Source organism: Streptomyces sp. 7R007 (genome assembly GCF_054850255.1).
Window position 1 is genome coordinate 1 of record NZ_JBTWMV010000078.1, and the last position, 23,018, is coordinate 23,018.

A 23,018-nucleotide genomic window follows, 5' to 3' on the forward strand; every position below is an offset into this window, starting at 1 on the left:
ACCCAAGACCGCCACACCCATGCCGAACTCCCGCTACACTCCCCACCGCTAGGCCGTTGACCAGCAGAAATACAGAAGTCCGGCTGCAGTATTAGGCGGTGACGGCAGCCATGAATTGTCCCGGACCGTGCTCGCCAGGGACGGCTATCTGCTGATGGTCGGGCTGGGCGGCGGTCGGCTCACACTCAGCCCGGCGCCGGGCAGCCGCTCGTTTCCTGTCGAGGCCAACGTTCGCCAGTCTGCAGCAGCGTGCTCCTTCATTGGGCCTTCCACCCTGACTGCGTGGCGCCATGCGGCCCTCGTGACGGCCTGATGCTCACCCGTCATCGCAGGACACGGCCCATGTCCGGGCGGACTGCAGCGAGGGGATGGCCCTCCCCGTCCCGACCGACAACACCGGGGACAGCTCATTGACGAAGATATGAACCCTTTCGGGGCCCCACTACGTGTGACCAATACGCGGCCGGACTGCTGTGCGTCCACCGGAGAGGTACTGGCGGACGACTTGCAGTGCGGGCGACCCTTGTCCGAGACAACTATCGGGACCAGCTATGCGCATCCTCTTCTCCGCAACTCCCGCCTACGGGCACATACTTCCCCTGCTTCCTCTGGCCCGCGCCTTTCTCGCTCGCCATGATGAGGTCGCCCTGCTGACGTCCGACGGTCTCATGTCCGCCTTCCCCGAAGAGAACATCGAGGTCCTCGCGGCCGGTCCCGGACTCGGCGAGCTCATGGGGGAGGTGATCGCCCGTACCGGCGCCGATCCGCTGGCCGGCCTCACCCCGGCGCAGTCGGCTATGCGTCTGCCTTGTGATCCGTGTGGTTTCTTTCTGCGCGACGGTGGTCATGTATTCGTCGGCGCGCAGGACGACATCCGCTTTCCATCGCCTCGTCGACCAATCGCCGGGCTTCGGGGTCGTCCACCTCGACCCCGAAGGGCCGGTGCCGTGGTACTGGCAGATTCTGTGCCTGGCCCACGGTCGAGCCCTGGCATGGTTTGCCGCGTCACCCCGCCCGGACGGAGCAGGACCAGGGGTCAGCCCGCGACGACGGCCATCCGCTCGCTGATCTCCTGCGCGGTGGCCAGGACCTTCTGAGCGATCTCCGTCTCCGCCTCCGGGTAGACCCGGGAGGCGAGGGCGGCCACGCTGACCGCCGCGACCACCTGCTTGTTCTCGTCCCGGATCGGGGCGGCGATGCCGACCACATCGGGATCCAGTTCGCCCCGGGTGACGGAGTAGCCGATGCGGCGGATCCGGCCGAGGCGTTCCATGAGGGCGTCGACGTCGGTGAGGGTGGCCGAGGTGAAGCGGCGCAGTTCGGCATTCTGCAGCAGGCCGCGGACTTCGTCGTCCGGGCTCCAGGCTAGGAGGACGAGGGCGGAGGCGCCGGCGTTGATCGGCAGGGCGCTGCCGCGCTCGTACGAGATCCGCACCGCGCGGGTACTTTCCGCGCGGTCCACGCAGACCACCAGACCTCCGGTGCGCCGGGTCAGCAGCACGGTTTCGTGCACCTCCTCGGCGAGCGATTCCATCGACGGCACCGCGACCTCGGAGAGACCGTAACTGCGGCGGGCCACCCGGGCGATCTCCAGCACTCGGAGGCCGAGCCGGAAGCCGCCGCCCGGAGCTTCTTCGAGGAAACGCCCGGTCACCAGACTCTGCAGATAGCGGTACGCGGTGGAGCGCGCCACGCCGAGCCGTTCGGCCACGGCGGCTCCGGAGACGACGAGATGGACGTCGTCGAACATGGTCAGGATGTCCAGTGCCCGGTCGGCCGTGGAGTTGCGCTCGCGGTAGCTCGAAGACATGTTTCCTGACATACGAGAGACTTTAGTGGGTGGGCGTGCGGCCGGTGGAAACCCCGCGGTACCGCGGGGTCGCCGTTTTCCTGTGGTCATGGTTCACAGCTTGTCCTTGATGACGGTGTTGCGGAGTTCCCCAATGCCTTCCACAGTGGTGATCAGTTCCTGGCTCGGGCGAAGAAACACCTTTGGGTCGCGACCGGCGCCCACGCCGCCCGGGGTGCCGGTGAGAATCAGGTCGCCCGGCAGCATCGTGATGATGGTGCTGATGTACGCGACGGTCTCGGCCACGTCGAAGAGCAGGTCCGCGGTGTTGGACTTCTGCATGGTGTGCCCGTCGACGCTGCAGGAGATGTCCAGCCCCGAGGCACCGAGCGGGAGTTCGTCGGCGGTGACCAGAGCGGGCCCGACCGGGGTGGTGGCCTCGAAGGTCTTGCCGGAGAGGAACTCCCGGGTACGGTGCTGCCAGTCCCGCACGGTGACGTCGTTGGCGACCGTGTAGCCGGCGACGTACTCCAGGGCCTTCTCGCGCGGCATGTGGCGGCCGGGGCGTCCGACGACGACTGCCAACTCGGCCTCCCAGTCGAGATCGTCGCTGACCGGCGGCATGTGGATGTCGTCGTGAGCGCCGATCAGGGAGCCGTCGTATTTCGCGAAGAGGGTGGGATGCGCGGGGGTGGGGCGGCCCATCTCCTTGATGTGGGTGGCGTAGTTGAGACCCAGGCAGACGATCTTGTTCGGGTGGGGGACCAGTGGGGCGAGTGACGCCCCGGCCAGGGGCATGCGCTCGCCGTCGGCGGAGGCCGCGCGCTCGTGCCAGTCGTCGCCGGAGGCGAGAAGCGCGCCCACGTCTGCGTAAGGGAGCAGGACGAGTTCGTCGCCTTCCTGTCGGGCGGCCGAGGTCACGCGGTCGTCGCTGATACGGACGGTGCTCAGTCTCATCGGGGCACTCCTGGGAACTCGTATGGGATCTCGGGGGCGGGATCGGAGGTGGCGGTGGTGGTGCCCGTGGCGGGGCAGGGGCGTGCGAAGCGCCGCAGCGTCAGGCCGACGTACTCGGCCCGATCGGGGGCGAACACGGCGGCCACGAACCGGTCAGGACGTACGAGGACGAAGGACCCGTTCAGCCCGGCGAAGAGGGTGTCGAGCCGGCCGTCGGCGTCGGCGATCCCCGTTCGGCCGGCCCGGTCACGCGGCGTGCGGTCGTCCAGGAAGACGTCCACGGCGGTGGCCTCGGGGAGGCCGGCCCGTACAGCGGTCGCCCAGTCGGTGTCGCTCACGCCGATCCCCAGCAGGCTCCAGCCCTGTCCGAGGACGTCGTCGAGCCGTGCGGGGCGGTGGTGCGGCCCGTGCAGTACTCGAGGCTGCGGCAGCATCGCGCCGACAAGTCCACTGCCCGCGCCGTCCGTCGGGACGACGACCCCCTCCCGTATCCGGGCGCTGGGGCGGTAGCGCATCTCGGTGAGGTAGCGGCGGGCCGGCCGGATGTGCATGGCCGTGCGCACCAGCATGTCGCGTAGCAGCGCACGCGGACGGCTGGTGGTCATGACGATCCGGCCGAGCCGCACGGAGAGGTCGATCACGGCCCGGGCGTGCGGGCGCCGCTCGGTGTCGTAGGTGTCGAGCAGCGCGTCACCGGCCCGGCCCGCCACCACCTCGGCGATTTTCCAGCACAGATTGGCCGCGTCCCGGACCCCTGAGTTGAGGCCCTGGCCGGCGAACGGCGGCATCATGTGCGCGGCGTCGCCGAGCAGGAAGCAGCGGCCGTCGCGCAGCCGGTCGGCCAGCAGCGCGTGGAAGCTGTAGGCGACCGCGCGCTCGATCTGCTCGGGCGTGATCTCCCGGTAGGGCCGCAGGAGTTCGCGCAGGAGGCCGAACGGGGGTGGGGCGCCCGCTTCGCACTCTCCCGGCTTGAGGCGGAACTCGTAGCGGCAACGCCCGTCCCGGCCCGGAACGATGACGACGGGCCGGCCGGGGTCGCCGTGGTGCATGCCGTAACGCTGGTCGTGCGTGTCCTCAAGGGTGTCGGCCACCAGCCATACGTCAGGGAAGCTGCGGCCGTGCATGGGGACGGCCAGCAGGTCGCGCACCGTGCTGCGGCCGCCGTCGCAGCCGAGGACGTAAGGGACGTCCAGCTCCTCGACCGGTCCGTCCTCCCCGCCCGTCCGCAGGGACACGCGCACCCGGTCGGGGTGCTGGGTGAGGGCGGTCAGCCTGGTACCGAAACGGACGTCGACGCCGGGCAAGCGGCGCAGCTGCTCACGCAGGACCCGCTCCAGGTCGGGCTGGGCGAAGGGATTCTTGAACGGATGTCCCAGGCGCTGGTCGCCAGTGCCCCGGGCGTGCACGAGCGGTCGTCCGCGCGCGCCGAAGTATCTCGTCCCGGTGCCCGGCACCAGGATCGGGTAGACCGCTTCGTCCAGGCCGCCGGCCGACTGCAAGGTGCGCAGGGACTCGTCGTCGAGGCTGATCGCCTTGGCGGCGTCGCTGGTCGTGGCGTTGCGTTCCACCAGCAGCACCCGTACGCCCCGGGAGCCCAGCAGGTGGGCAGCCGTCAGCCCGGTCGGGCCTGCGCCGACGACCAGGACCGACGGCGGCGCGGATGTCGTAGGCACGGCAGTTACTGGACCGGCTGGTAGGCCGGTCCGCCCTCGGTCAGCAGCCGCTCGACCTCGGCCATGATCTCCTCGGGGGGCAGGTCCAGATCGAGGCTCTTGCGGAACGGCTGGCGCACGTCACGCTCCAGGCGGAGGTAGACCTCGTTGCGGTTGCCCTCGGGGTCGAAGAAGTAGATGCCGATCGCGTTGCCGTGGGTGACCTCTTGCTGGACCTCGATGCCCTCGGCGCGGAACCGGTGGTGGAAGTCGATGATCGACTCCAGTGAGTCCACGCGCCATGACACCTGGTGCGTGAGCTTGCTTCCGGCCGGGGCGGTCCGGCCCTCCTGGAGCACGAACTCGTGGTGCTCCTCGTCCGGGCGGGACGAGAAGAACACGATGCGACGCTCCTCGTCCTCGTCGGTCACCGTTAGCCCCAGGACCCGGCTGTAGAAGTCGCGCATCTTTTCGAGGTCGTCGACCCAGAAGCCGGTGTGCCCGAGCCCAGTGATGCTCATGCCGTCTCCATTTTCAGGACTGACCATCTGATTTATAGGACGCTAACGGCAGGATCTCCGGTCGTCAATCACAAGATTCCGCCTTCATTCCTCTTGACGGAGACAAGCCCACAGTACATGGTCCTGCTAAATGAAACTCAAGTCCGAGTATTCGAGACAATGGTGTCTGGTGCGTCGTTCAGTCACGGCGTCCACGGAGCACCGCCGGAGGCATCCCTCAATGACCGATCCCGCTGCCGAGGGCCCCGCTCCCTCTCCGAACACGCCGGCTCCGCTGGGCCGCGCCACGCTGGTGGCGGCCTGCTTCGCCATCTGCGTGGCTCAGATCGGCATTCCCCTGGCCTCGCCGCTCATCGGTGAGATACAGCAGGACCTCGGGGCATCGGCCGCCGCCCTGGCCTGGATCCCGGCCGCGTTCATCCTCCCGACGGCCATCCTGGAGCTGAACTTCGGCGTCCTCGGCGACCTGTTCGGACGAAAGCGCCTGCTGGTCCTCGGCGGGCTGCTGATCACAGCCGGCTGCCTGGTCGTCGCCACCGCGGGCTCGATGACCCAGCTGATCGCCGGCCAGGCGGTGGCCGGCCTGGGCGCCGCGGCGATCTTCCCCTCCTCGCTGGCCGTGATCGTCGCAGGCACCCGGGAGCCCGTCGCCCGCGCCAGGGCCCTGTCGTACTGGGCGCTCAGCCTCGCCTTCGGCGCCATGATCGCCCCGCTGATCAGCGGCTTCATCGCCGAACACGCCTACTGGGGCTGGGCCTTCGTTCCGCTCGCGGTGCTCGGCCTGGTCACCTCCGCCGTCAGCGGTCGCTGGATCGTCGACTCCCGCCAGGCCACCGCCGACCGCGGCCTCGACCGGCCCGGCCAGCTCACCATCGCCGTGTCCCTGCTGGCCCTGCTCTACGCCGTCATCGAGGGCGCGAGCGACGGCTACTCCGAGCCCCACATCGTGCTCCCCTTCGTCCTCGCCGCCGCATCCTTCACGGCGTTCCTCGCCGTGGAGCGCAGATCACGGGCGCCGATGCTGCGCCTGGACCTGTTCCGCACGCCCGCCTTCGCCGCAGCCGCCGCCATCGGACTGCTCGCCCTGTTCGGCTTCATCGGCACGGCCTATGCGCTCAGCATCAAGTTGGAGGCAGTCCACCACGTCTCCCCGTTGCAGGCCGCTCTGCCCTTCGCGCTCGTTCAGGCGGTCCCGCTGCTGCTCACCCCGTTCCTGCCGAAACTGCTGCAGCGCGTGCACTCCCGCGTCCTGCTGGCCGGCGGGCTGCTGTCGCTCGCCGCCGGAGAGTTCTGGATGGCACTGCTGCCGGGCGACGCGACGGGCCTCGCGTCCATGACCGGACCGATCCTGCTGATGGGAGTCGGCTTCATCACGATGTTCTCGTCACTGACGGCCGTCGCGGTCGGCACGGTCGACATCCGGTACGCCGGCATGGCCAGCGCGGTCACCAGTCTCGTCCGGGAGACCGGGCAGGCCCTCGGCCCCGCGGTCATCGGCGCCGTCGCACTCGGCACGGCGAGCAGCGGCCTGGCCGACAAGCTCGCCTCCTCCGGCCTTCCGCCACAGGCTCTGGGCGTGGCCGAGGCCGTCAACACCGAAGGAGGCGCACTCGCAGTCGCCAACGCCGACCTCGGGAGCCTGTCGGGCACCGTGGCCCCGCTCGCCCGCCAGGCCCTCGAATCGGGCCTCGACCTCAGCATGTACGTCTGCGCCGGCGCCGCGCTGGCGGGCGCGGTGATCGCTGTTCTCGCCCTGCGGCACAGTGGCGCCGCTGATGCCACGGCCGTCGGCACGTCCGCCCAGGAGGCGGCCACCACACCGGCCGGCGCTCCGGACTCCGTCAAGCCGCTCCCCAGCGCCTGACCGTCAGCCCCTAGGGGCACAGCCGTGACAACCCCTGACATGGAACGGGACACCATGACTCTTCTGGACAGCAGCACCTGGGAAGGCCGGATCTTCTCCGGTGAGTGGATCAGCGGATCGGGCGAGGCGTACGACGCCGTCGAACCCGCCACCGGCAAGACACTGGGCCGCGTCGGCACCGCCACGCCGACTGACGTGGACCAAGCGGTGAAGCGGGCGGCACGGGCCCAGCGGGAGTGGGCCGCCCGGCCGTACTCCGACCGTGCCGCGGTCCTGCGCCGCGCCGCGCGCCTGTTCGAGGATCATCAGCAGGAGATCGAGACCTGGCTGGTGCGCGAGTCCGGCGCGATCCGGCCGTTCGCCGCTCTGCAGGTCAGCAGCGGCGGTGCAGAGGAATGCTTCGAGGCCGCCGCCCTGGCCGGGGCGCCCTACGGTGAGCTGCTGCGTTCCGGACAGCAGCGGCTGTCCTTCTCCCGCCGCACCCCCGTCGGGGTCGTCGGCGTCATCGCCCCGTTCAACGTGCCGATCACCCTGGCCATGCGGGCGGTCGCCCCGGCGCTCGCCCTCGGCAACGCGGTCGTCCTCAAGCCGGACCCCCGCACCGCGGTCAGCGGCGGTGTCGTCTTCGCCCGCGTCTTCGAGGAGGCGGGCCTGCCCGCTGGTCTGCTGCACGTCCTGCCCGGCGGCACGGATGCCGGCGCCGCCGTGGTCGAACATCCGCAGGTCCCCGTCATCGCGTTCACCGGCTCCACCCGCGCCGGCCGCGCCATCGGCGTCGCCGCCGCACAGCACCTCAAACGGGTCCACCTGGAACTGGGCGGGAACTCCGCGCTCGTCGTCATGGACGACGTCGACCTGCGCAAGGCCGCCTCGGTGGGCGCCTGGGGATCCTTCGTCCATGCCGGCCAGATCTGCATGGCCAGCAGCCGCCACCTCGTCCACGCCTCGGTCGCCGACGACTACACGGCGCTGCTGGCCCAGCACGCCGACGCGCTCCGGGTCGGCGACCCGGCCACGGAGGACGTCGCCGTCGGACCGCTCATCGACAGCCAGCAGCGGGACAACGTGCACCGCATCGTCACGGACACGGTCGGGGCCGGTGCCCGGCTGGCCACGGGCGGCGGTTACGAGGGCCTGTTCTACCGGCCGACCGTGCTCGCGGACGTACCGCTCTCCGCGCCCGCCTACGCCGAGGAGATCTTCGGCCCCGTAGCGCCCGTCGTACCCTTCCAGGACCTGGATGAGGCGGCCGCGCTCGCCGGGGGCACCGAGTACGGGCTGTCGCTTGGTGTCCTGACCCGGGATGTCATGAAGGGTCTCGCCCTGGCGGAGCGTGTGCCCAGCGGCCTGGTACACATCAACGACCAGACGGTCAACGACGAGCCGGTCATCCCGTTCGGCGGTGTCGGCGACTCCGGCACCGGCGCCCGTCACGGCGGCAGCGCCGCCAACCTCGAGGCCTTCACCGAACAGCAGTGGGTCACCGTACGCGGCGAACTCCCGCAGTACCCGTTCTGACCGTCCCGACACACAGACCCGCACGGAGAGCCCCATGCCCCCGAACCCCATGACCGTCGTCCCCCGTGGGACCGGTGAGAGCCCCGCCCCCGCCGGCGCCGGAGCCGACTGGCACACCGGCAACAGGTTCCTCAACGGCCCCTTCGCACCCTGGACGGAGGAGAACGAGGCGTACGACCTGAAGGTGGACGGCGACATACCGTCCGACCTCGCGGGCGCGCTGTTCCGCGTCTCCTCCAACCCCCGCTTCCAGCCCCGTAACACCGACCGCTACCACTGGTGGGAGGGCGACGGCATGGTATGCGGTGTCTACCTGCGCGAGGGCAGAGCCGCCTACCGCACCCGCTGGGTCCAGACCGACTCGATGAGGGTCGAGGTGGAGGCCGGGGAGGCGATCTACAGCGGCTTCGTCAACGGCGGCACCCAGGGCCAGCTGCCCGAGGGTGCCCCGCGCGCCAAGAACGTGGCCAACATCAACGCCGGCCTCTTCGACGACCATCTGCTCGTCTACTTCGACGGCGGACTGCCGCACGCACTGGACCCCGAGACGCTGCGCACCCTCGGCACGTACGACTTCCACGGCGGCGTCGACGTCCTGTGCACCGGCCACTACAAGACCGACCCGGACACCGGCGACATGCTGTTCTTTGCCGCGATCGGACCCACCATCACCTGGTACCGCGCCGACGTGAAGACGGCCGAGATCAAGGACTCGCACTCCTTCGACATCGGTGTGCCGGTCCTCATGCACGACTTCGCGGTGAGCGACACGTACGCGATCTTCTTTGTCACACCCGCCCAGTTCCGCCTCGACCTGGTGGCCCAGAGCAGGCCCGGCGTCGTCTGGGACGAGAAGTCCCTTGATCACGGCGTCCAGATCGTCCTGATGAACCGCCACACCCACGAGGTCACCTGGCACGAGCTCGGCGGCCACTGGGCCAACACCCACTTCTACAACGCCTACGAGCAGGACGATGAGCTGATCGTCGACGGGCACCGGATCAGCCGCCTCGGCAGCCCGGTCGACCGTCTCTCCACGCCCCTGGGCTCCCACGAGTGGTTCCCGCCGGCCCTGCCCTACCGCTGGCGCGTCGACCTGGCGACCGGACGGGCCACGGAGGAGATGATCAGCGGCGTCTTCGGCGAGTTCCCGAAGATCAACGACGCCTACACGGGCCGGCCGCACCGCTACGGCTACTTCGTCACCACGCGCAGCCTGGCCGACGACACCATGTCCGACGGCCTCGCCCGTCACGACTACCTTCTCGACCGCACCACCGTCGTTGAAGGACCCGACGGCCTGACCAGCCCGAGCGAACCGGTCTTCGTGGCCCGCGAGAACGCCCGCGGCGAGGACGACGGCTATCTGCTCTCCCTGTGGTGGAACCGCGCCACCGGCCTGAGCGAGCTCCTCGTCCATGACGCGGCCGACCTGCGCCGCACCCCGCTGGCCCGGGTCAAGCTTCCCAGCCGGGTGCCCTTCGGCTTCCACGGAAGCTGGGCCGACCACGACGTGCTGGACCGGGCCATCGCAGCGAAAGGCGACGACCGATAGTGGCGCTGCTCCGGAGACGGTCCTCGGCTCCGCTGCCGCGACACCGGCGACGCGACCTTCGACGATCCTGGGCCAAGCCGAGACGGAGGACGTGGCATCCGGGTTGAGCCGTTGAGCCGAGGACGCCTCTCCCCCGAAGGTGCGGGCCGAGCCGAAGGCCCGCACCCCCCGGCCGTGGCCCGTGAGGCAGTCCGGCCGCCCAGGGATCAGCACAATCCGCGACCGGCTGGCCCCGCGCCGGGCCCAGCAGGCCGACAGCGCCGCCATGGCCGTCGGCGCGCGGGTGCTGTCCGACCTGCTTCGCCTCCCGGCCGACGTCGGCGCGCCGCTCGTAGTTGAGAGTGACCACGATCAGGTCGCCGTCCCGCGCCAGGCGACTGCTGTCGTTATGGCCGCGGTCACCGGCGACCGTCCGGAGCTGGAGGGCGACGTCGGCCCGCGCGGGCCGACCAGCGCTGTCCAGGCGGCCGTGCCGTTCCACCCGCCGACCGACTTCCTGCAGATTGACGCGCACATGCCGGACGGCTGCAGGGTGTTCAACTCGGCGTTCGGGCTGACGGACTGCCACTCCGACGCCCGCTCACCCGAGGCGCTACTGCTCGGCTGCACCATCATGGCCTGCCCTGGCAAGGTCGTCGCGGCGAACCCGCTCACCTACATCGGCGAGCGGCATACCCCGCCGTCTCTGATCTTCCACGGCGAGCAGGACCCTTTGTGCCGTACCACCAGAGCCGCCTGCTCTACGACGCCCTCGCGTCCGCGGGTGAAGAGGCACATCTGAATCTCCTTCCCACGAGCCGGACACGGGCCGCTGGAGGACATGCTCACCGACGACGAGACCCGCCAGGGTGCCTACGAGAAGACCACACGCAACGGGCACAGCATGCCGGCCCGCCCCGTCAGTCCGACGCGGCCGGCCGTCGTCTCTTTCCTGGAACACAGCGGTTGCGCCCTCTGTCCCGCTGAGGCACTGGTCCTCGCCGCCCAACGGGTCTACCGTCGTTGGCCAGCGAAGCGTACGAAGGGGTTGGCGGCGCAGTATCCGCGGTAACCGCCGGTCCGTTGGACGATCTCGAAGAAGATGTACCCGACCGTATCCGTGTAGCAGCGACGGAACTCCCCGCCCCGCTCGTCGCGGTCGCAGAGAATGCCACGTTCGCGATACGTCTCCAGCTCCCGGTCGGGGAATTTGTACGGTGCCGCCTGGTCGTCGCAGTAATTCGCCGGAATGATGAGGAGTTCGGCGCCCGCCACTGGGACGTGCCGCACCGCCTCGACGATGTCCTCGACCGCGAACGCCGCATGTCGGGGCCGCACCTGGCGGGCCACCGCTGAACACGCGGGTGTCTGGTGTCCAGCGGGTGAGGTACCCGACTGCCCCTCGGTCGCGCTCGACGAACAGGCGGTGGAAGCGAGACATCGAAGCCGTGAACGGGACACCCAGCTCCCGCAGGCGCAGGGACACGGTCTACGTATGGGCGTCGGCGCCTCGGCGGGAGAACTCGGCAGCGTAGTCAGCTCATGTGGAGCCTGCTTGCTTGGCCCGCTTCTCGGCCCGGCTGATGTGCAGTCCGAGGAGGCGGCTGAGCGCGACGGCGGGGAGCTCGGCGGAGAGATGCATCAGCGTGGTGTTGCGTGCGGGCCGTGCCTTGATGCCCAGGGCGGTGAGCTTGCGCATGAGCTGTCGGCTGCTGATCGGCTGTCCACCGGCCGTGCCCGGGAAGAGCCATAGCTGATCGTCACTGCGTCCGAGGGTCGAGTAGCCGTGCCGCTGCTGGACGAGCTTCAACACGAGGGCGTCAAGCGGTGGCGGCAGGTCGGTCAGGTGGGGCCCGAGCTTGAGCGCAACCCCGCCCTCCAGGCGGATGACCTGGTCGAGCCGGATCTGGGAGGTCCGACTCAGAGGCTGGGCGGACACCAAGAGAAGAAGGCCCGCGACGCGGGTGGTGGTGTCCACCCCGTCGCCTTTCACGAGTCGGCGGACGTGGGCCCATCGTTGAGAACGGCCCGTCCGGCCGGTGCACCTCTCCCCCACTCTCACGCCCCGCACAAGCCGCAGGCGCTCTTGTGCGCCCCTGACACAACACGCCCGGCCTTTTACGTGATCGGCATGTCTGACCACGGCAGACGGCCGTTCCCGGACTCGAGTCCGCCGCTGCGCACGGTCGAGCTCGTCACGGACGAGGGGATTGACGTCCTCGTGTACGGCGGGCCGCCCCCCTTCGAGGTGGTCGAGATGTCGTTCGTGCCAGCCGGGCTCGTCAACGAGGAGAACCGACGTAACTGCGGTGCAGCAGAAGGGCGAGGCCTGAACTTGACTCTGTCGGGGATCTTGGAATTTCCCGGTGCGGCAGCAGGAGCGACGGGCATGCTCGGATGGTTCCGCCGATTGATACAGCTGTCGAGGTGCTCGTTGTCCCTGCGCCCTCGTTCCGGTGAGCAGGTCCCGTCTCTGACTGCGCAGGTTGCGCGGGCGAGCAACCCGGACGGCACGACGGCGATATGGGTACGTGACCGGCTGGGTGGGCTGTGGTACGACGAGGACTTCATGGACTGGTACCCGCGTGATGCGCGTCCGGGTCTCTCACCTGCTGGCCGACTTCCGAGACCGTCTCGCCGAAGACGACCGCGCCGACCGCCTCCTCGACCTCGCACTGGCCCGCCTCAAGGAGGCCGGCCTGGTGCGCGAGCGCACCACGCAGCGCACCGACTCCACCCACGTCCTGCCCGCAGTGCATGACCTGACCCGCCTGGAGATGGTCACCGAGGCGGTCCGCGCCGCGCTCGAAGACGTCGCCGGCACCTCCCCGCATCTGCTCGACGAGCTGGTCGATGAAGACTGGGGGCACCGCTCCGGCCGACCGGTCCGCCTGGGCAAGAACCCCACCAAGCCCAAAACCAGGATCTAGCTACCGGAAACGACGCCGTCCGGCTCCTGGAACACCTCTACCGGCACGGAGCGGACCGCACGTCCGGTCCTCGCCTCCGGGCCCTGCGCCAGATCATGGTGCAGAACTACCACCGTGACGCCGCAGGACACCTGCGCTGGCGCACCGCCGAGAAGGAAGACGGGCCCGGACTGCCGCCCTCGTCGAGGGCGGTCGTCTCGCCCCACCGCACCTCGGCTTGGCTGTGCCACTTTCACGGGGAGCCATTTGGAGGTGACTTGGAGAGTCGTTTCTCGGCGTCAGGCAAGATCAATGTCAGTGGCTCTTGGGTTCTGACACAGATCTTGGGGAGCCGTCGCGGAGGGTGACGGCACCGTTCGATTGAGAGGTCCAAACCCCGGTTGCTCGACGTGAACGCTCACCTCGTACCCTCCGCACATGACTGATGACCCGTTCCAGTGCCGCTGTGTCCTCTGCCATGACTACGGCGACCGGGACGAAGCGGACCGCATGGATCTGACGGTCATCGAACATGTGCAGCAGCACGAATGGCACGTCGTGATGGTTCCCGAAGACGAGATCGGTCCTGGATTCGCCTACACGATCGGCCTCGCGCACACTCACGGCGGACCTGAACTGGCCGTGTTCGGGCTCCATGTCCACGCCATGCACCGCATGCTCAACACACTTGGAGAGAAATCCGCCGCAGGCGAGGCACTGGCGGACGGCCAGAGCCATCCTGACGTCCTTGCAGGTCATCGAGTCGCGCTCAGGCAGGTTGACCGCGGCTGGTACCGGACCTTCTTCGGGCAGGCCATCGGGTTCTACCGGCGGCCGCCTCTCCCCGTGCTGCAAGTCGCGTGGCCTGATGCCGAGGGCCGTTTCCACTGGGATGAGCAGGCTGACGAGAAGCATCGCGAGTCACAGCCGCAGTTGTGGCTGCCTCCGAGTGACCATCCTGTCGGGATCTGGACCACCGAACTCTGATCTCAAAGCGGCGGGACGCCGGCGGGCCGACACCCGGACAATGCACTACTGAAGCAAGATCATCTTGCGTAGGAGTTCGAATCCGGCACGGCCATAGAGCTGTCTCTTGATCTCTTTGATGCGGTTCACGGCGCCCTCGATGCTGCCCGAGCTCCAGTCCAGGGTGAGTCCGGCGATCACGGCGTCGAGGTCTCGGAGCAGGTGGAGTGCGAAGCCGGTGAGCGCGGGCAGCCGGCTGGCGTCGGCGGCGTCGATCCAGGCAGGGAGCGTGGCGCCGAGGCGGCCGGTGAGTATCTCGCCGAAGTCGCGGACGTGCCCGGCGGCTGTGTCCAGCTCGGGACAGCGGGTCAGGAGATCCTTCAGGCCGACGCGGCCTTCCTCGCTCAAGGCGGCGGGGTGCCGGGTGAGCCAGCCGGTCACCTGCCGTACCGTCGGTGGCCGCGGCGACGCTGCGGATGGAGCCTCGCGCAAGGTGGCAACGTGGGCTCGGACCATGCCGTAGGTGACGGGAGCTTGCTCGGCGACCAGTTCGCCGTGGAGTCGGGTGACACTGGTGCACCCCTCTGCGAATCGCCGTTCCAGGTAGGGCTTGTAGGGGTCCAGCCGACTGGGCCGGAGGGCCGGTTCTCGCGGATGGTGTCCTGCCAGCGTGCGGCGTTCGCGTACCGGAGGACGGTGTTGAGGCCCCAGCCCAGGTGCCGGGCGATCGCCCGGCATGAGTGGTGATGAGGCTTCGCGAAAATGGGTCTGGGCGGAATTTCGTGACGGTCACGGTCAACGTTCGTGGGACGTGCAGCTCGGGAGATAGTTCCCAAGCTGAAGGAAGCCGCTCTTCCCTACCCTGGCGTTGCCAGAGTGTCGTCAGGATCGCCTGGGCCATGTGTATCGGCAGAGCTGTCGTTGGAAATCACAGTGCTACCGCCAGCGCGTAACGGTATGGGAATCGCGTCCAACCGCGCCAGGGAGGGATCGTCCACTTGGCCGGCTGCTAACGCCCACGCGACGCCTTGCTCCGCTTCCGTACGCGCCGCCACACCGACATAGATCAAGACAATCAGGAATGGCAAGGTCAGCAGACACCAGGGGTTCCAACGGACCGCCAAGACGACACAGGCCGCGGCCAGGGGGCCGAACATCGCGATACGGAAGTCAGCTTCGGACTGGAGCCGGTCGTGTTCCAGTGCGACAGGCTCCGCCGAGCCGCGCAAGCGCAGGATGATGTTGTAGCGGTCCGACTTCAATTGATCGGCCAACGTCTCGGCATCGACCACCTGGCGGACAAGCCAGCGGCGAGTCCAGCCGTGGGTGAGCGCATGGTGCTCCCACTCGGCCTTTGTCCGAGCGGGTAGATTTGCAGGAGGATCGGCCAACAACTGGTCAAGGAGTTGGTTGCGGAACCCCGCGTCATGGCTGAACCTCTCCGCAAGCCGACTGACAACCACGTAGATGAGCGCCTCGTCGCCTTCGTTCTCTCGGCGGTCGCCAGGGGTTATGGGGGCGATCGGAGTACGACGGAGGGCAGCCCCGACCGCGTATGTGACGCTCAGGCCCAGCCGAGTAGCAATTACACCAACGAGGTAAGCGATCACGCTGACGGCGATTCCTACAGCGCCGAGTCCCGCGGCGTGTGCCAGCCGGTACACATCAGCCGGTACCCCCTGCGCACTCCCTGGTTCGGGCATGCGGTAGCCGACGGCGAGCCACAGCACGAGTAACCACGTGTACCCCACAGTGAGAGGAGTGCGGATCTCCCGCACTCCCGGCAAGAGGGTGGCCAACATGCAGTAAGTGTGACTGAAATCCAGTTGGTGGGGAAACCGCCAACACATCCGCATCAGTGGCCAGTTGGAGTCTGAGGGCCGGAAGCCGGCGGTGGTCACGATCGCAGCAGGACGCGGGTGCGTAGGAGTCGGAAGGATCCCCGGCCGTACATCTGCCGCTTGATCGTCTTAAACGGTTGACGTGGCCTTCGACGACGCCGGAGCTGTAGGCGAGCGTCATGCCGGCGAGGACGGCGTCCCAGTCCTGACGCAGGAATCCGGCGAAACCCCGTATCGGATCAGGGGCGTTGGTCCCGGCCTCACGGACCCAGGCGGCCAGGAGGTGCCCGCGGCGGTCGCGGACCAGGCCGGTGAAGACGCGGGCCAGGTCGCAGGCGGTGGCGATGTCGGGGCACGCGATACGCACCTCGTCGAGCTGGTCTTGTTCCTCGCGGGTCAGCGTGTCGCGGGGCCGCATGATCCATGAGGTGATCTTTCTCGGCTTCGGGATCGGTTTCGGGGCCTCGGTCTGGGCGGTGCCGCCCCGCAGGCTTCGGACGTAGAGGCGTACGGCCTGGTGGTTTCCGCGGAAGCCGTGTTCGCGGATCTCCCCGGTAGATCTGGGTCGCGTTGGTGCAGCCGTCGGTGAAACGCTGCTGGATGTACGGGCGGTAGGTGTCGATCTGGCGGGGGCGGCGGTCGCGGGCCGAGGCGATCAGCACGTCGAGGTCGGTGGTCAGGTAGCGGCGGACGGTTTTGCGGTCCAGTCCGAACCGTTGGGCGATGGCGCTGATCGTCCACGTCGCCTCCCGTAACCGGTGGATCTCCGCATACCGTTCGGTCACTCGCTGCATGAGCGGGGTCGCGGGAATGTTGTCGAGCGGCGGCGTCAGCGGCAGCAGTGCCGTGGGCGGTGCGGTCGTTGGCGTCGGTGCATCCACATCGTCCAGGGCGAATTTGTGCAGGCAGGCGCGGTGTTGGTGGCAGGTCTTCTCGACCGCGGCGGACAGGTTTTGAAGCATGTGCCAGCGGTCGGCCACCTCAGTTGCGGCCGGTGCGGCCTCCTTGATCGCGCGGCTGTAACCGCTGTCGCGGTCCCGGCAGATGATCTCGGCGCCGGAATGTGCGGTGAGCCAGGCGGCCAGCGTCTCGCTGATGCGGTCGGGCAACAGGTCGATCGGGGTGGACGTCTCGATGTCGAGCAGGATGGTCCCGTAGGTGCGCGAGCGCCGGAAGGCGAAGTCATCGACGCCCAGCACCCACGGGCTGCGTGCGGGAACCTCGGGCGCGTGCAGCTGGGCCCTGCCGGTCGGCACGGCCAGCCAGCGGCACAGCCGCATGCCCGACCGGCCACCCGACGCGAGCGCAACAGACCGCCACAGCGTCTTCACGCCGGGGCCGGCACGGGCATAACGCGTGGTCAGACCGTCGACCTGCTCAACGAACGTACGCCGTCCGCATCCGGAGGCATCGCAGAAGAACCGCCTGACCTCCAGCTTCACCACCACGCGACGCCCGCCGACGGGACACTCGGCGAGCCGCCGCCCGTAGCGGCTGTGCACCCGACGCGAGGCAGTCGCGCAGTCCGGGCATCTCAACTCCGTTACGGCGCTGTGGGCTTCGGCCACAACGACCCCGCTCGCCTCAAACAACCGGTCCAGCACCATCCCCACGGCGTTCGGGAACAGTACGTCCTGCAACTCGGACAGAACCCCCATGACCAGGGCATTCCCGCCATCGAACACGAAGCGTGAACTACACGATCGTGACCGTCACGAAATTCCGCCCAGGCCCGCGAAAATCCCCACGGTCGATCTTCGCCTCAGTTCGTCCGCTGGTAAATCGATTGGGGAGGATGGGGAGCGAAGAGCACGCCCTGCCGGTGCTGGTGTGGAAAAGCCGTTGCTCTGGGACCTGTTGGGGCTGATAGACAGGGGTATGGGCGACAAGGTCATGCTCTCGGTCGAGCGGATGCTCGCGGAACGCGCCTGCGAGGGCATCATTGTGGACTTCATCCACCGCCTTGACCTCGGCGACCCGAGTTCGGTGGCTGAGCTGTTCACGCCCGATGGTGTCTGGCACTGGCCTTTCGGGGACCGGCGCATTGAGGGGCGCGAGGCTCTGCGCGCCTACTTCGCCCCTCGCCCGGCGGACAGGCTGTCGCGCCGTCTGATGACGAACATCCTGGTCACGGTGGAGTCCGAGGCAACAGCGCGGGCCGTCTCGTATCTGACGACATACCGGGTCGATGGCTACTCAGGTGGAATGATCCAGCCCAGGCTCCCGGCGGACGTCGGCCACTACGAGGACATCTTCCGGAAGATCGACGGCGCCTGGTTCCTCGCCAGCCGCACTGTCTTCCTCCCCTTCGGCGGCGGAACGGAACAGCTCCCCGTCGCGGATGGATCACCCGCCTGACGACACCGCTTTACGGCCCGGCGACCGTCAGGTCGCCGGGCCGTGGTGATCGGTGAGGGTCGGCCGAAGTAGGCGCGAAGGATGTGGTCGATCTCGGGGACCAGGTCGCTGACGGTGATGTTGTCGATCCAGCGGCGCGGGATGTCGCTGGCCCAGCAGACGTTGTCGGGCTGGTCCACGGTGGTCGAGAAGATGAAGGTGCGGGTGCCGTCGCTGTGGCTGCGGGTGATCAACTCGTCGACCTGGGCGAGCGTGAAGGGGGCGGCGGTCATGGGGTCCGCCGCAGCGGGACGAAGTCGGTGCGGTGGTGCGGCATCGTCGGACGGGCGGCCTCGGGGGTGGCCAGCAGGGCGACGATTGTGACGGGCTGCTGGCAGTGGGGGCAGTTCCGGGTCGCGGTCGGCTCCAGCGGGTCACGGACGGCCGCGGACTGCCGGGAGTCGGTGCGGACCGGTGGCGGCGGAGGGAGCTCGATCCGGGCCGGCAGCGCGGGTGGTGCCTGGTCGAGGCGGCGGGCCCGTTCCTCGTCCAGGGGCCGGTCGCGGCGGTGCTCGGCTTCGCGACGGCAGACGGCCGAGCAGTAGCGGGGGGTGCGGACCGTCGTCTTGGCCTGGGAGGGGTTCTCGCAGACCGGGCAGGTTCGGGTCTCCGTCTGGGCCTCGCGGGCGGCGGTGCGGCATTCGGACGAGCAGAACATGCGCTTCGGGCTGAGGGTGGTGGTGAACTCCCGCTCGCACTGGGGGCAGGTCCGCTGCGTGGGCAGATGCGAGCGGGCCTTCTCCCCGCAGGTCGGCGAGCAGTATTTGCGTCGGCTCAACGGCGCCATCATCCAGACCGGCACCGAGTCCTACCGCCTCGCCCACACCAAGGCCCTGGCCGAGCAGACCGCAGCCGGCTGAAAGGTGCCGCATGGCCGACCCCGAGCCAACGGGGTCGGCAGCAGGGCGAGATCAGCCGTTCACTTCCCGCGCCACGCGCTCCAGTCGGCCCCGGTGGCCTTCCCACCACGTCTGATCCCCTGCTGGCATGTTGTCTTAGCCTTGCAAATAGCCGACGGATCCGTCGATGAGCTCTCGCACGATGTCGGCATGACCGGCGTGCCGCTGAGTATCGGAGATCACGCGCACCAGGATGTGGTTCAGCGTCACCTCTCGACGTTCCTCCGGCCACCACGGGACGTGACCGATCGCATCAAGCGGCAGCGCCGCGATCGTGCTGTTGGAGTGCTCCCACGCCTGGCGATACAGCCCAACGATCTGTTCACGTGATTCGTCCGCTGCGGCCCACATGTCCGAGTTGGGCTCTGACTCCTCGGTATACCACCAGGACGGTGGGTCCTCGTCGAAGAACGGCCGCCCAAACGTGTCGCCGAAGTATCCCAACTCCACGCTGGCGACGTGCTTGACCAGCCCCAACAGGTTCGTGCCCGTGGGGGTCAGCGGGCGGCGGATGTCGTACTCCGAGAGCCCATCGAGCTTCCACACCAGGGCGTCACGCCCTTCTTGCAAGTACCGGAGAAGGTCCGCTTTCGGGTTCGGTTCGATCATGCCGGGCAGTTTCCCATCCGGCACTGACAGCCGGGAGTTTCATCAATCAAAAGTCACTGAAATTGATCTTGCCTGCTGCCGCGAAACGACTCCCCAAGTCACCTCGAAATGACTCCCCTCGAAAGTGACACAGCCGCCCCGTCACTCCGCGCCACCGATCACGCGGCGCCGTCACATTTTTGAGTGTTTGTTTGTTCGCCACCAGGGGCCGAACGCGAACAACGCGTGACCGGCTACAGCTGATGCCGACGGTCCAATCCCAGGTCCCGGACCCGCCGTGCACGACACGGCAGGCAGCTCGCCATAAGGATGCGAACAACGGAAGCACACTCATGCCCTTCACTTAGCGCACAGCGGCCGCAGTCACCGTTCCGGTCACTGCCCCGATGCCTTGCATCGGCCCGGCGACGGTCGGCGCGAGCCCCACGGCCCCGACCGGCGGCCAGCAGGGTCTCGCCGCCGGTCGACAGCCGGCCAGCCCGGGGTCTGCCACCGGCAGGACGGTCCGGTGGCACTGCGGCGGCACTGGTGGCACGAGGGGCGGCCATCACGGCCAGATCGTCGGCGCCCAGGCCGACGACCGGCTCACTCTGCGCAGGGCTCTCCACACGTCACGCCCCGTGCACATCCGAAGGCCGGCACTCACAACACCGCCGCCGTCGGCGACAACGGCGCCCCCCTGGAAGACCTGCGCGGACATCGTGAACGCAAGGGAGAGGTGTACCAGATCCGACCGCTAGGCGCAGCCTGCGCACCCCCCAGGCAGCGAACGACACACCCATCGAACGAACGGAGAAGCACATGCCCATAACCAAAACGCTCACCGCCGGTGCGGCGGCTCTGATCGCGGCGACCGCGCTCGTGCTGTGCGGCACCCCCGCCCAGGCCGACGACGCGCATGCCGTGGACACCCACCTTCCGGCAGAACTGGACGCCCTGATGCGGGCCAATCCGGGCGCGAAGCAACTCGACGACCGCACGATCGAGCTGCGCAACGGAGTCATCGCCCGCCTTACGCCGGTTTCGGAGTCCTCCCCCGCGGCCTGGCCTCCTTCGTGCGACTACGGCTGGCTGTGCCTGTTCAGCGGCATCCAGGGAGGCGGCGACAGGCTCAACCTCTACCGCTGCGGATTCGTGAACATCGGCAGCCAGTACGGCTGGAGCGACAAACTGCGCTCCTACGTCAACAACCAGACACCCGGTACCCGCTCCAGTTTCTACAACTGGACGGGCAGCCAGTGGGAATGGCTGGGGGACTCAGTGGCCAAGGACCAAAGCCCCAACGTTCCCACCCGGCTCTGGTACACGGACGCGATCACCGTCTGCTGAGGAGCCAACCCGGTTTTCCGGCAAGCCGCCAGACACAGGTGCCGCTTGCCCCGAGCGGCACCTACCGGCCTCCACCGATGCGGGCCCAGACACCTCCCAGGTGGCGCCGCTGGCTGGTGGCCCCGCGGTCCAGTCGTCGGCGTGCTCCTGGGCGAGGTCTGCGAGGGCCAGGCCAGGTTCATTCGCCTCGGCCAGGAAGTCCAGGGCGACGCTGACGCGAGGCCGCAGGTACGGGTTGGCGGAGGCAAGTTAGCGGAAGGAGATTGGCGGCGCGTGGCGACCCGCTGGCGTGCTCGCCGAAGCAGGAACCAGTGCAGGAGCGGACGGGCAAGGCTGGCGTGCGCGGCCCGCTTGTCTGCGAGCCCGTGCTCCAGCCAGCCCGGGATGCGTTCGAGGCTCTCGTTGCGTTCCTTCAAGGCGCCGGTGTGGAGGAGGAGTCGGCGGACGTCGCGCTGATCCCGATTAGGCGGGAGCCCAGCCAGCAGTTCATAGCACGCCGATCGTCAGCCGATGGCAGTAGCCCTCCACGGGCCGACCACATGGCCGCTCGCCCCGACGCATTGGCCTGAGCTTGGCGTTTAACGTGGCAGGTCATCCGACCTGCTGATCTGCGGTTCTTTCCGGGACAGCGGAGGCGGCCGTTCTCCACGCTTCGAGATGTCGAGTCACAAAGTACAAGAGAACGGCCGCTGTGTATGAGTCTGTCTGTCGATGCGCCTGCCGTCGCGGCGTTGGACGTGTTGTCCCGCTTTCGGGTCGAGTTCTATGAATGCCTCTACGCTCGCGCGGATGCGCTCTTCGAGCTCACCGATGCGGTGCTGTGTGCGGACGGGCCGGTGAAGACGCTGGTCGAGTTGTCGCTGGCGGTCGAGCACCGGCGCGGGCACGGTGCGCTGTACGCGGCGTTGGACCGCGGTTGGCTGGAGCCGACCCGCCTGCGCCGCACGCTGGCCGGCCTGCCGTTGCCGAAGGCGGCCGACGGCCGGATCGTGCTGGCCGTGGACGTGAGCAACTGGCTCCGTCCCCGCCTCGAGGATTGGCGGGCTCTCACAAAACTCCGCACCGACCCTGCCCGCGCCACCTGCCTTCGGCGCGCCTGATCGTCCCGACGAACCTCGAAGTCAACAGCTCAGGGATCCGCTCAGCAGGCAGTCACTCACGACGAATTGGAGTGTCCCGGTACCGGGCCATTGCCAGTGACCCAGTTAGCCGACGCGTCCCAGTCCCCTGGAACCGGGGTGCGTCAGGGCTCAATGCTCTCCAGGTCCTTGAGGAGGCTGGGGTGGGTTGGCTGCCACCCGAGGGCGTCGCGGGTATGGGCGCTGGACGCCGGCTGGTCCATGGCGAAGATCGGGCCGAACGGACCGAAGTTCTCCTGCGGAACCTCCTCGACCGGCAGGCCCAGTCGTCGGCCGATGACTGTGGCGATGTCTCGCACCGCGTCGCCCTCATCGCCGACGGCGTGCCAGGACGTCCCTGCCGGTGCGGATTCAAGGGCCAGCCGGAACAGGACGGCTGCGTCGAGCGCGTGCACGGCTGGCCAGCGCTGGGTACCGTCGCCTGGGTAGCCAGCCACCCCAGTGCGGCGCGCTTGATCGGTCAACAGGCCGGCGAATCCGCCCTGGCCCTTGTTGTGGACCGTGCGCGGCATGCGAACCGCCGTGCTGCGCACACCGCGCGAGGCGAGGTCCAGCAGCGCATTGACCGAACGGCCTCGACCGCCCACCGGTCCGTCGGTCGGCAGCGGATCGGCCTCGGTGGAGGCGCGACCCGGCACCCAAGGCGTACCCGAGACCGTGACGATCGGGCGGTCGCTTCCGATGAGTTCCTGCCCCAGCGCGGCGAGCGCGGCGCTCTCCTCGGCGATGGCCTGCGCGAGCGCGTCCGTATTGCCGTAGTCGCGTCCGAACGCCAGACTGATCACGCCGTCGCACTGCCCTGCACCGGACCGCAGGACATCGAGGTCCGCCAGGTCTCCTCGCAGCACCTTGGCACCAGCGCTTTCAAGGGCCTGCGCGGAGCTGTCCGAGCGAGCCAGTGCGAGAACGGTGTGACCGTTGCCGAGGAGTTCGGCAACGACGGCGGAGCCGATGGTGCCGGTACCGCCGGTGACGAAGACATGCATGAGCTCTCCCTGGAAGTGATGGGACTGTTGTCCCGTCACTGACCCTACACGGTGACGGGACAGGTGTCCCATCACCTAGCCTGATCGCATGCCTAGTGGGACTCCGTT

20 protein-coding genes and 2 pseudogenes are annotated in these 23,018 nt (G+C 68.5%); 10 read left to right on the forward strand and 12 right to left on the reverse strand.

Going from position 1 to position 23,018, the window contains the following annotated elements; all coding sequences use genetic code 11:
• Window positions 1-1,036: 1,036 nt before the first annotated feature.
• The 4 genes from ACYF6T_RS41980 to ACYF6T_RS41995 form a co-directional block, all read right to left on the reverse strand.
• Window positions 1,037-1,810, reverse strand: coding sequence for an IclR family transcriptional regulator (locus tag ACYF6T_RS41980; protein WP_461703236.1), 774 nt, complete (start codon window positions 1,808-1,810; stop codon window positions 1,037-1,039).
• Window positions 1,811-1,903: 93 nt separating this feature from the next.
• Complete coding sequence (locus tag ACYF6T_RS41985) at window positions 1,904-2,746, reverse strand: fumarylacetoacetate hydrolase family protein (RefSeq protein WP_461703237.1); 843 nt, start codon at window positions 2,744-2,746, stop codon at window positions 1,904-1,906.
• Window positions 2,743-4,419 (reverse strand): bifunctional 3-(3-hydroxy-phenyl)propionate/3-hydroxycinnamic acid hydroxylase, encoded by a 1,677-nt coding sequence (locus ACYF6T_RS41990; RefSeq protein ID WP_461703238.1) that lies wholly within the window; start codon window positions 4,417-4,419, stop codon window positions 2,743-2,745. The genes ACYF6T_RS41985 and ACYF6T_RS41990 overlap by 4 nt, the downstream gene beginning before the upstream one ends.
• A 5-nt stretch (window positions 4,420-4,424) precedes the next feature.
• Window positions 4,425-4,919: a VOC family protein gene (locus ACYF6T_RS41995; protein WP_031480864.1), complete on the reverse strand. Its 495-nt coding sequence runs from the start codon at window positions 4,917-4,919 to the stop codon at window positions 4,425-4,427.
• A gap of 220 nt (window positions 4,920-5,139) precedes the next feature.
• Here ACYF6T_RS41995 and ACYF6T_RS42000 point away from each other — a divergent pair, with 220 nt between their 5' ends.
• From ACYF6T_RS42000 to ACYF6T_RS42015, 4 genes are all read left to right on the forward strand, one after another.
• The gene (locus tag ACYF6T_RS42000) at window positions 5,140-6,783 is read left to right on the forward strand and encodes an MFS transporter (protein WP_461703239.1); all 1,644 of its coding nucleotides are present in this window, start codon (window positions 5,140-5,142) and stop codon (window positions 6,781-6,783) included.
• Window positions 6,784-6,837: 54 nt separating this feature from the next.
• Complete coding sequence (locus ACYF6T_RS42005; RefSeq protein ID WP_461703240.1) at window positions 6,838-8,301, forward strand: benzaldehyde dehydrogenase; 1,464 nt, start codon at window positions 6,838-6,840, stop codon at window positions 8,299-8,301.
• Between the two features lie 34 nt (window positions 8,302-8,335).
• A complete protein-coding gene (locus tag ACYF6T_RS42010; protein WP_461703241.1) occupies window positions 8,336-9,856 on the forward strand; it encodes a carotenoid oxygenase family protein in 1,521 nt (506 codons plus the stop codon).
• A 265-nt stretch (window positions 9,857-10,121) separates the two neighbouring features.
• On the forward strand, window positions 10,122-10,637 hold the full coding sequence (locus tag ACYF6T_RS42015) for a hypothetical protein (protein ID WP_461703242.1): 516 nt from the start codon (window positions 10,122-10,124) through the stop codon (window positions 10,635-10,637).
• A gap of 212 nt (window positions 10,638-10,849) precedes the next feature.
• Here ACYF6T_RS42015 and ACYF6T_RS42020 read toward each other — a convergent pair whose 3' ends face one another.
• Together ACYF6T_RS42020 and ACYF6T_RS42025 are read right to left on the reverse strand one after the other, a co-directional pair.
• The gene (locus ACYF6T_RS42020; protein WP_461703243.1) at window positions 10,850-11,185 is read right to left on the reverse strand and encodes a hypothetical protein; all 336 of its coding nucleotides are present in this window, start codon (window positions 11,183-11,185) and stop codon (window positions 10,850-10,852) included.
• A 190-nt stretch (window positions 11,186-11,375) separates the two neighbouring features.
• Window positions 11,376-11,813 carry a hypothetical protein gene (locus ACYF6T_RS42025; RefSeq protein WP_461703244.1) on the reverse strand — a complete coding sequence of 146 codons (438 nt, stop codon included), beginning with the start codon at window positions 11,811-11,813 and terminating at the stop codon, window positions 11,376-11,378.
• A gap of 607 nt (window positions 11,814-12,420) precedes the next feature.
• Here ACYF6T_RS42025 and ACYF6T_RS42030 point away from each other — a divergent pair.
• Both ACYF6T_RS42030 and ACYF6T_RS42035 read left to right on the forward strand, forming a co-directional pair.
• Window positions 12,421-12,765 carry a hypothetical protein gene (locus ACYF6T_RS42030; protein WP_461703245.1) on the forward strand — a complete coding sequence of 115 codons (345 nt, stop codon included), beginning with the start codon at window positions 12,421-12,423 and terminating at the stop codon, window positions 12,763-12,765.
• A 417-nt stretch (window positions 12,766-13,182) separates the two neighbouring features.
• Complete coding sequence (locus tag ACYF6T_RS42035) at window positions 13,183-13,731, forward strand: DUF4262 domain-containing protein (protein WP_461703246.1); 549 nt, start codon at window positions 13,183-13,185, stop codon at window positions 13,729-13,731.
• A 45-nt stretch (window positions 13,732-13,776) separates the two neighbouring features.
• Here the strand turns inward: ACYF6T_RS42035 and ACYF6T_RS42040 are convergent, their stop codons facing one another.
• The 3 genes from ACYF6T_RS42040 to ACYF6T_RS42050 form a co-directional block, all read right to left on the reverse strand.
• A complete protein-coding gene (locus tag ACYF6T_RS42040; RefSeq protein WP_461703247.1) occupies window positions 13,777-14,151 on the reverse strand; it encodes an ISL3 family transposase in 375 nt (124 codons plus the stop codon).
• 416 nt (window positions 14,152-14,567) lie between these two features.
• Window positions 14,568-15,512 (reverse strand): hypothetical protein, encoded by a 945-nt coding sequence (locus ACYF6T_RS42045; RefSeq protein ID WP_461703248.1) that lies wholly within the window; start codon window positions 15,510-15,512, stop codon window positions 14,568-14,570.
• Between the two features lie 299 nt (window positions 15,513-15,811).
• Entirely contained in the window at window positions 15,812-17,236 is a 1,425-nt protein-coding gene (locus tag ACYF6T_RS42050) for an ISL3 family transposase (protein ID WP_461703249.1), read from the reverse strand.
• A 193-nt stretch (window positions 17,237-17,429) separates the two neighbouring features.
• Between ACYF6T_RS42050 and ACYF6T_RS42055 the strand changes: the two genes are divergently transcribed.
• Window positions 17,430-17,909, forward strand: a complete 480-nt coding sequence (locus tag ACYF6T_RS42055) for a nuclear transport factor 2 family protein (protein WP_461703250.1) — start codon at window positions 17,430-17,432, stop codon at window positions 17,907-17,909.
• A 268-nt stretch (window positions 17,910-18,177) separates the two neighbouring features.
• On the opposite strand, the gene ACYF6T_RS42060 is transcribed toward ACYF6T_RS42055, so the two are convergent.
• Window positions 18,178-18,606 (reverse strand): hypothetical protein, encoded by a 429-nt coding sequence (locus tag ACYF6T_RS42060; RefSeq protein ID WP_461703251.1) that lies wholly within the window; start codon window positions 18,604-18,606, stop codon window positions 18,178-18,180.
• On the opposite strand from ACYF6T_RS42060, the gene ACYF6T_RS42065 reads away from it, so the two are divergent.
• Window positions 18,605-18,808: a hypothetical protein gene (locus tag ACYF6T_RS42065; protein ID WP_461703252.1), complete on the forward strand. Its 204-nt coding sequence runs from the start codon at window positions 18,605-18,607 to the stop codon at window positions 18,806-18,808. The genes ACYF6T_RS42060 and ACYF6T_RS42065 overlap by 2 nt on opposite strands.
• A 51-nt stretch (window positions 18,809-18,859) precedes the next feature.
• On the opposite strand, the pseudogene ACYF6T_RS42070 reads toward ACYF6T_RS42065, so the two are convergent.
• Window positions 18,860-19,456, reverse strand: a pseudogene (locus ACYF6T_RS42070) (DinB family protein).
• Window positions 19,457-20,257: 801 nt separating this feature from the next.
• Here ACYF6T_RS42070 and ACYF6T_RS42075 point away from each other — a divergent pair.
• Window positions 20,258-20,785 (forward strand): peptidase inhibitor family I36 protein, encoded by a 528-nt coding sequence (locus tag ACYF6T_RS42075; protein WP_461703253.1) that lies wholly within the window; start codon window positions 20,258-20,260, stop codon window positions 20,783-20,785.
• 695 nt (window positions 20,786-21,480) lie between these two features.
• Window positions 21,481-21,810: pseudogene (locus tag ACYF6T_RS42080) on the forward strand (transposase); the annotation flags it as partial.
• 218 nt (window positions 21,811-22,028) lie between these two features.
• On the opposite strand, the gene ACYF6T_RS42085 reads toward ACYF6T_RS42080, so the two are convergent.
• Window positions 22,029-22,910 (reverse strand): SDR family oxidoreductase, encoded by an 882-nt coding sequence (locus tag ACYF6T_RS42085; RefSeq protein WP_461703254.1) that lies wholly within the window; start codon window positions 22,908-22,910, stop codon window positions 22,029-22,031.
• Between the last annotated feature and the right edge of the window lie 108 nt (window positions 22,911-23,018).

Coding starts and splice junctions, on each gene's coding strand:
- ACYF6T_RS42000 (WP_461703239.1), top strand. CDS start 5,140: ATGACCGATCCCGCTGCCGAGGGCCCCGCTCCCTCTCCGAACACGCCG.
- ACYF6T_RS42035 (WP_461703246.1), top strand. CDS start 13,183: ATGACTGATGACCCGTTCCAGTGCCGCTGTGTCCTCTGCCATGACTAC.
- ACYF6T_RS42055 (WP_461703250.1), top strand. CDS start 17,430: ATGGGCGACAAGGTCATGCTCTCGGTCGAGCGGATGCTCGCGGAACGC.
- ACYF6T_RS42010 (WP_461703241.1), top strand. CDS start 8,336: ATGCCCCCGAACCCCATGACCGTCGTCCCCCGTGGGACCGGTGAGAGC.
- ACYF6T_RS42065 (WP_461703252.1), top strand. CDS start 18,605: ATGCGCTTCGGGCTGAGGGTGGTGGTGAACTCCCGCTCGCACTGGGGG.
- ACYF6T_RS42085 (WP_461703254.1), bottom strand. CDS start 22,910: ATGCATGTCTTCGTCACCGGCGGTACCGGCACCATCGGCTCCGCCGTC.
- ACYF6T_RS42075 (WP_461703253.1), top strand. CDS start 20,258: ATGCCCATAACCAAAACGCTCACCGCCGGTGCGGCGGCTCTGATCGCG.
- ACYF6T_RS42045 (WP_461703248.1), bottom strand. CDS start 15,512: ATGTTGGCCACCCTCTTGCCGGGAGTGCGGGAGATCCGCACTCCTCTC.
- ACYF6T_RS42015 (WP_461703242.1), top strand. CDS start 10,122: ATGGCCGTCGGCGCGCGGGTGCTGTCCGACCTGCTTCGCCTCCCGGCC.
- ACYF6T_RS42005 (WP_461703240.1), top strand. CDS start 6,838: ATGACTCTTCTGGACAGCAGCACCTGGGAAGGCCGGATCTTCTCCGGT.
- ACYF6T_RS41985 (WP_461703237.1), bottom strand. CDS start 2,746: ATGAGACTGAGCACCGTCCGTATCAGCGACGACCGCGTGACCTCGGCC.
- ACYF6T_RS42060 (WP_461703251.1), bottom strand. CDS start 18,606: ATGTTCTGCTCGTCCGAATGCCGCACCGCCGCCCGCGAGGCCCAGACG.
- ACYF6T_RS41995 (WP_031480864.1), bottom strand. CDS start 4,919: ATGAGCATCACTGGGCTCGGGCACACCGGCTTCTGGGTCGACGACCTC.
- ACYF6T_RS41980 (WP_461703236.1), bottom strand. CDS start 1,810: ATGTCTTCGAGCTACCGCGAGCGCAACTCCACGGCCGACCGGGCACTG.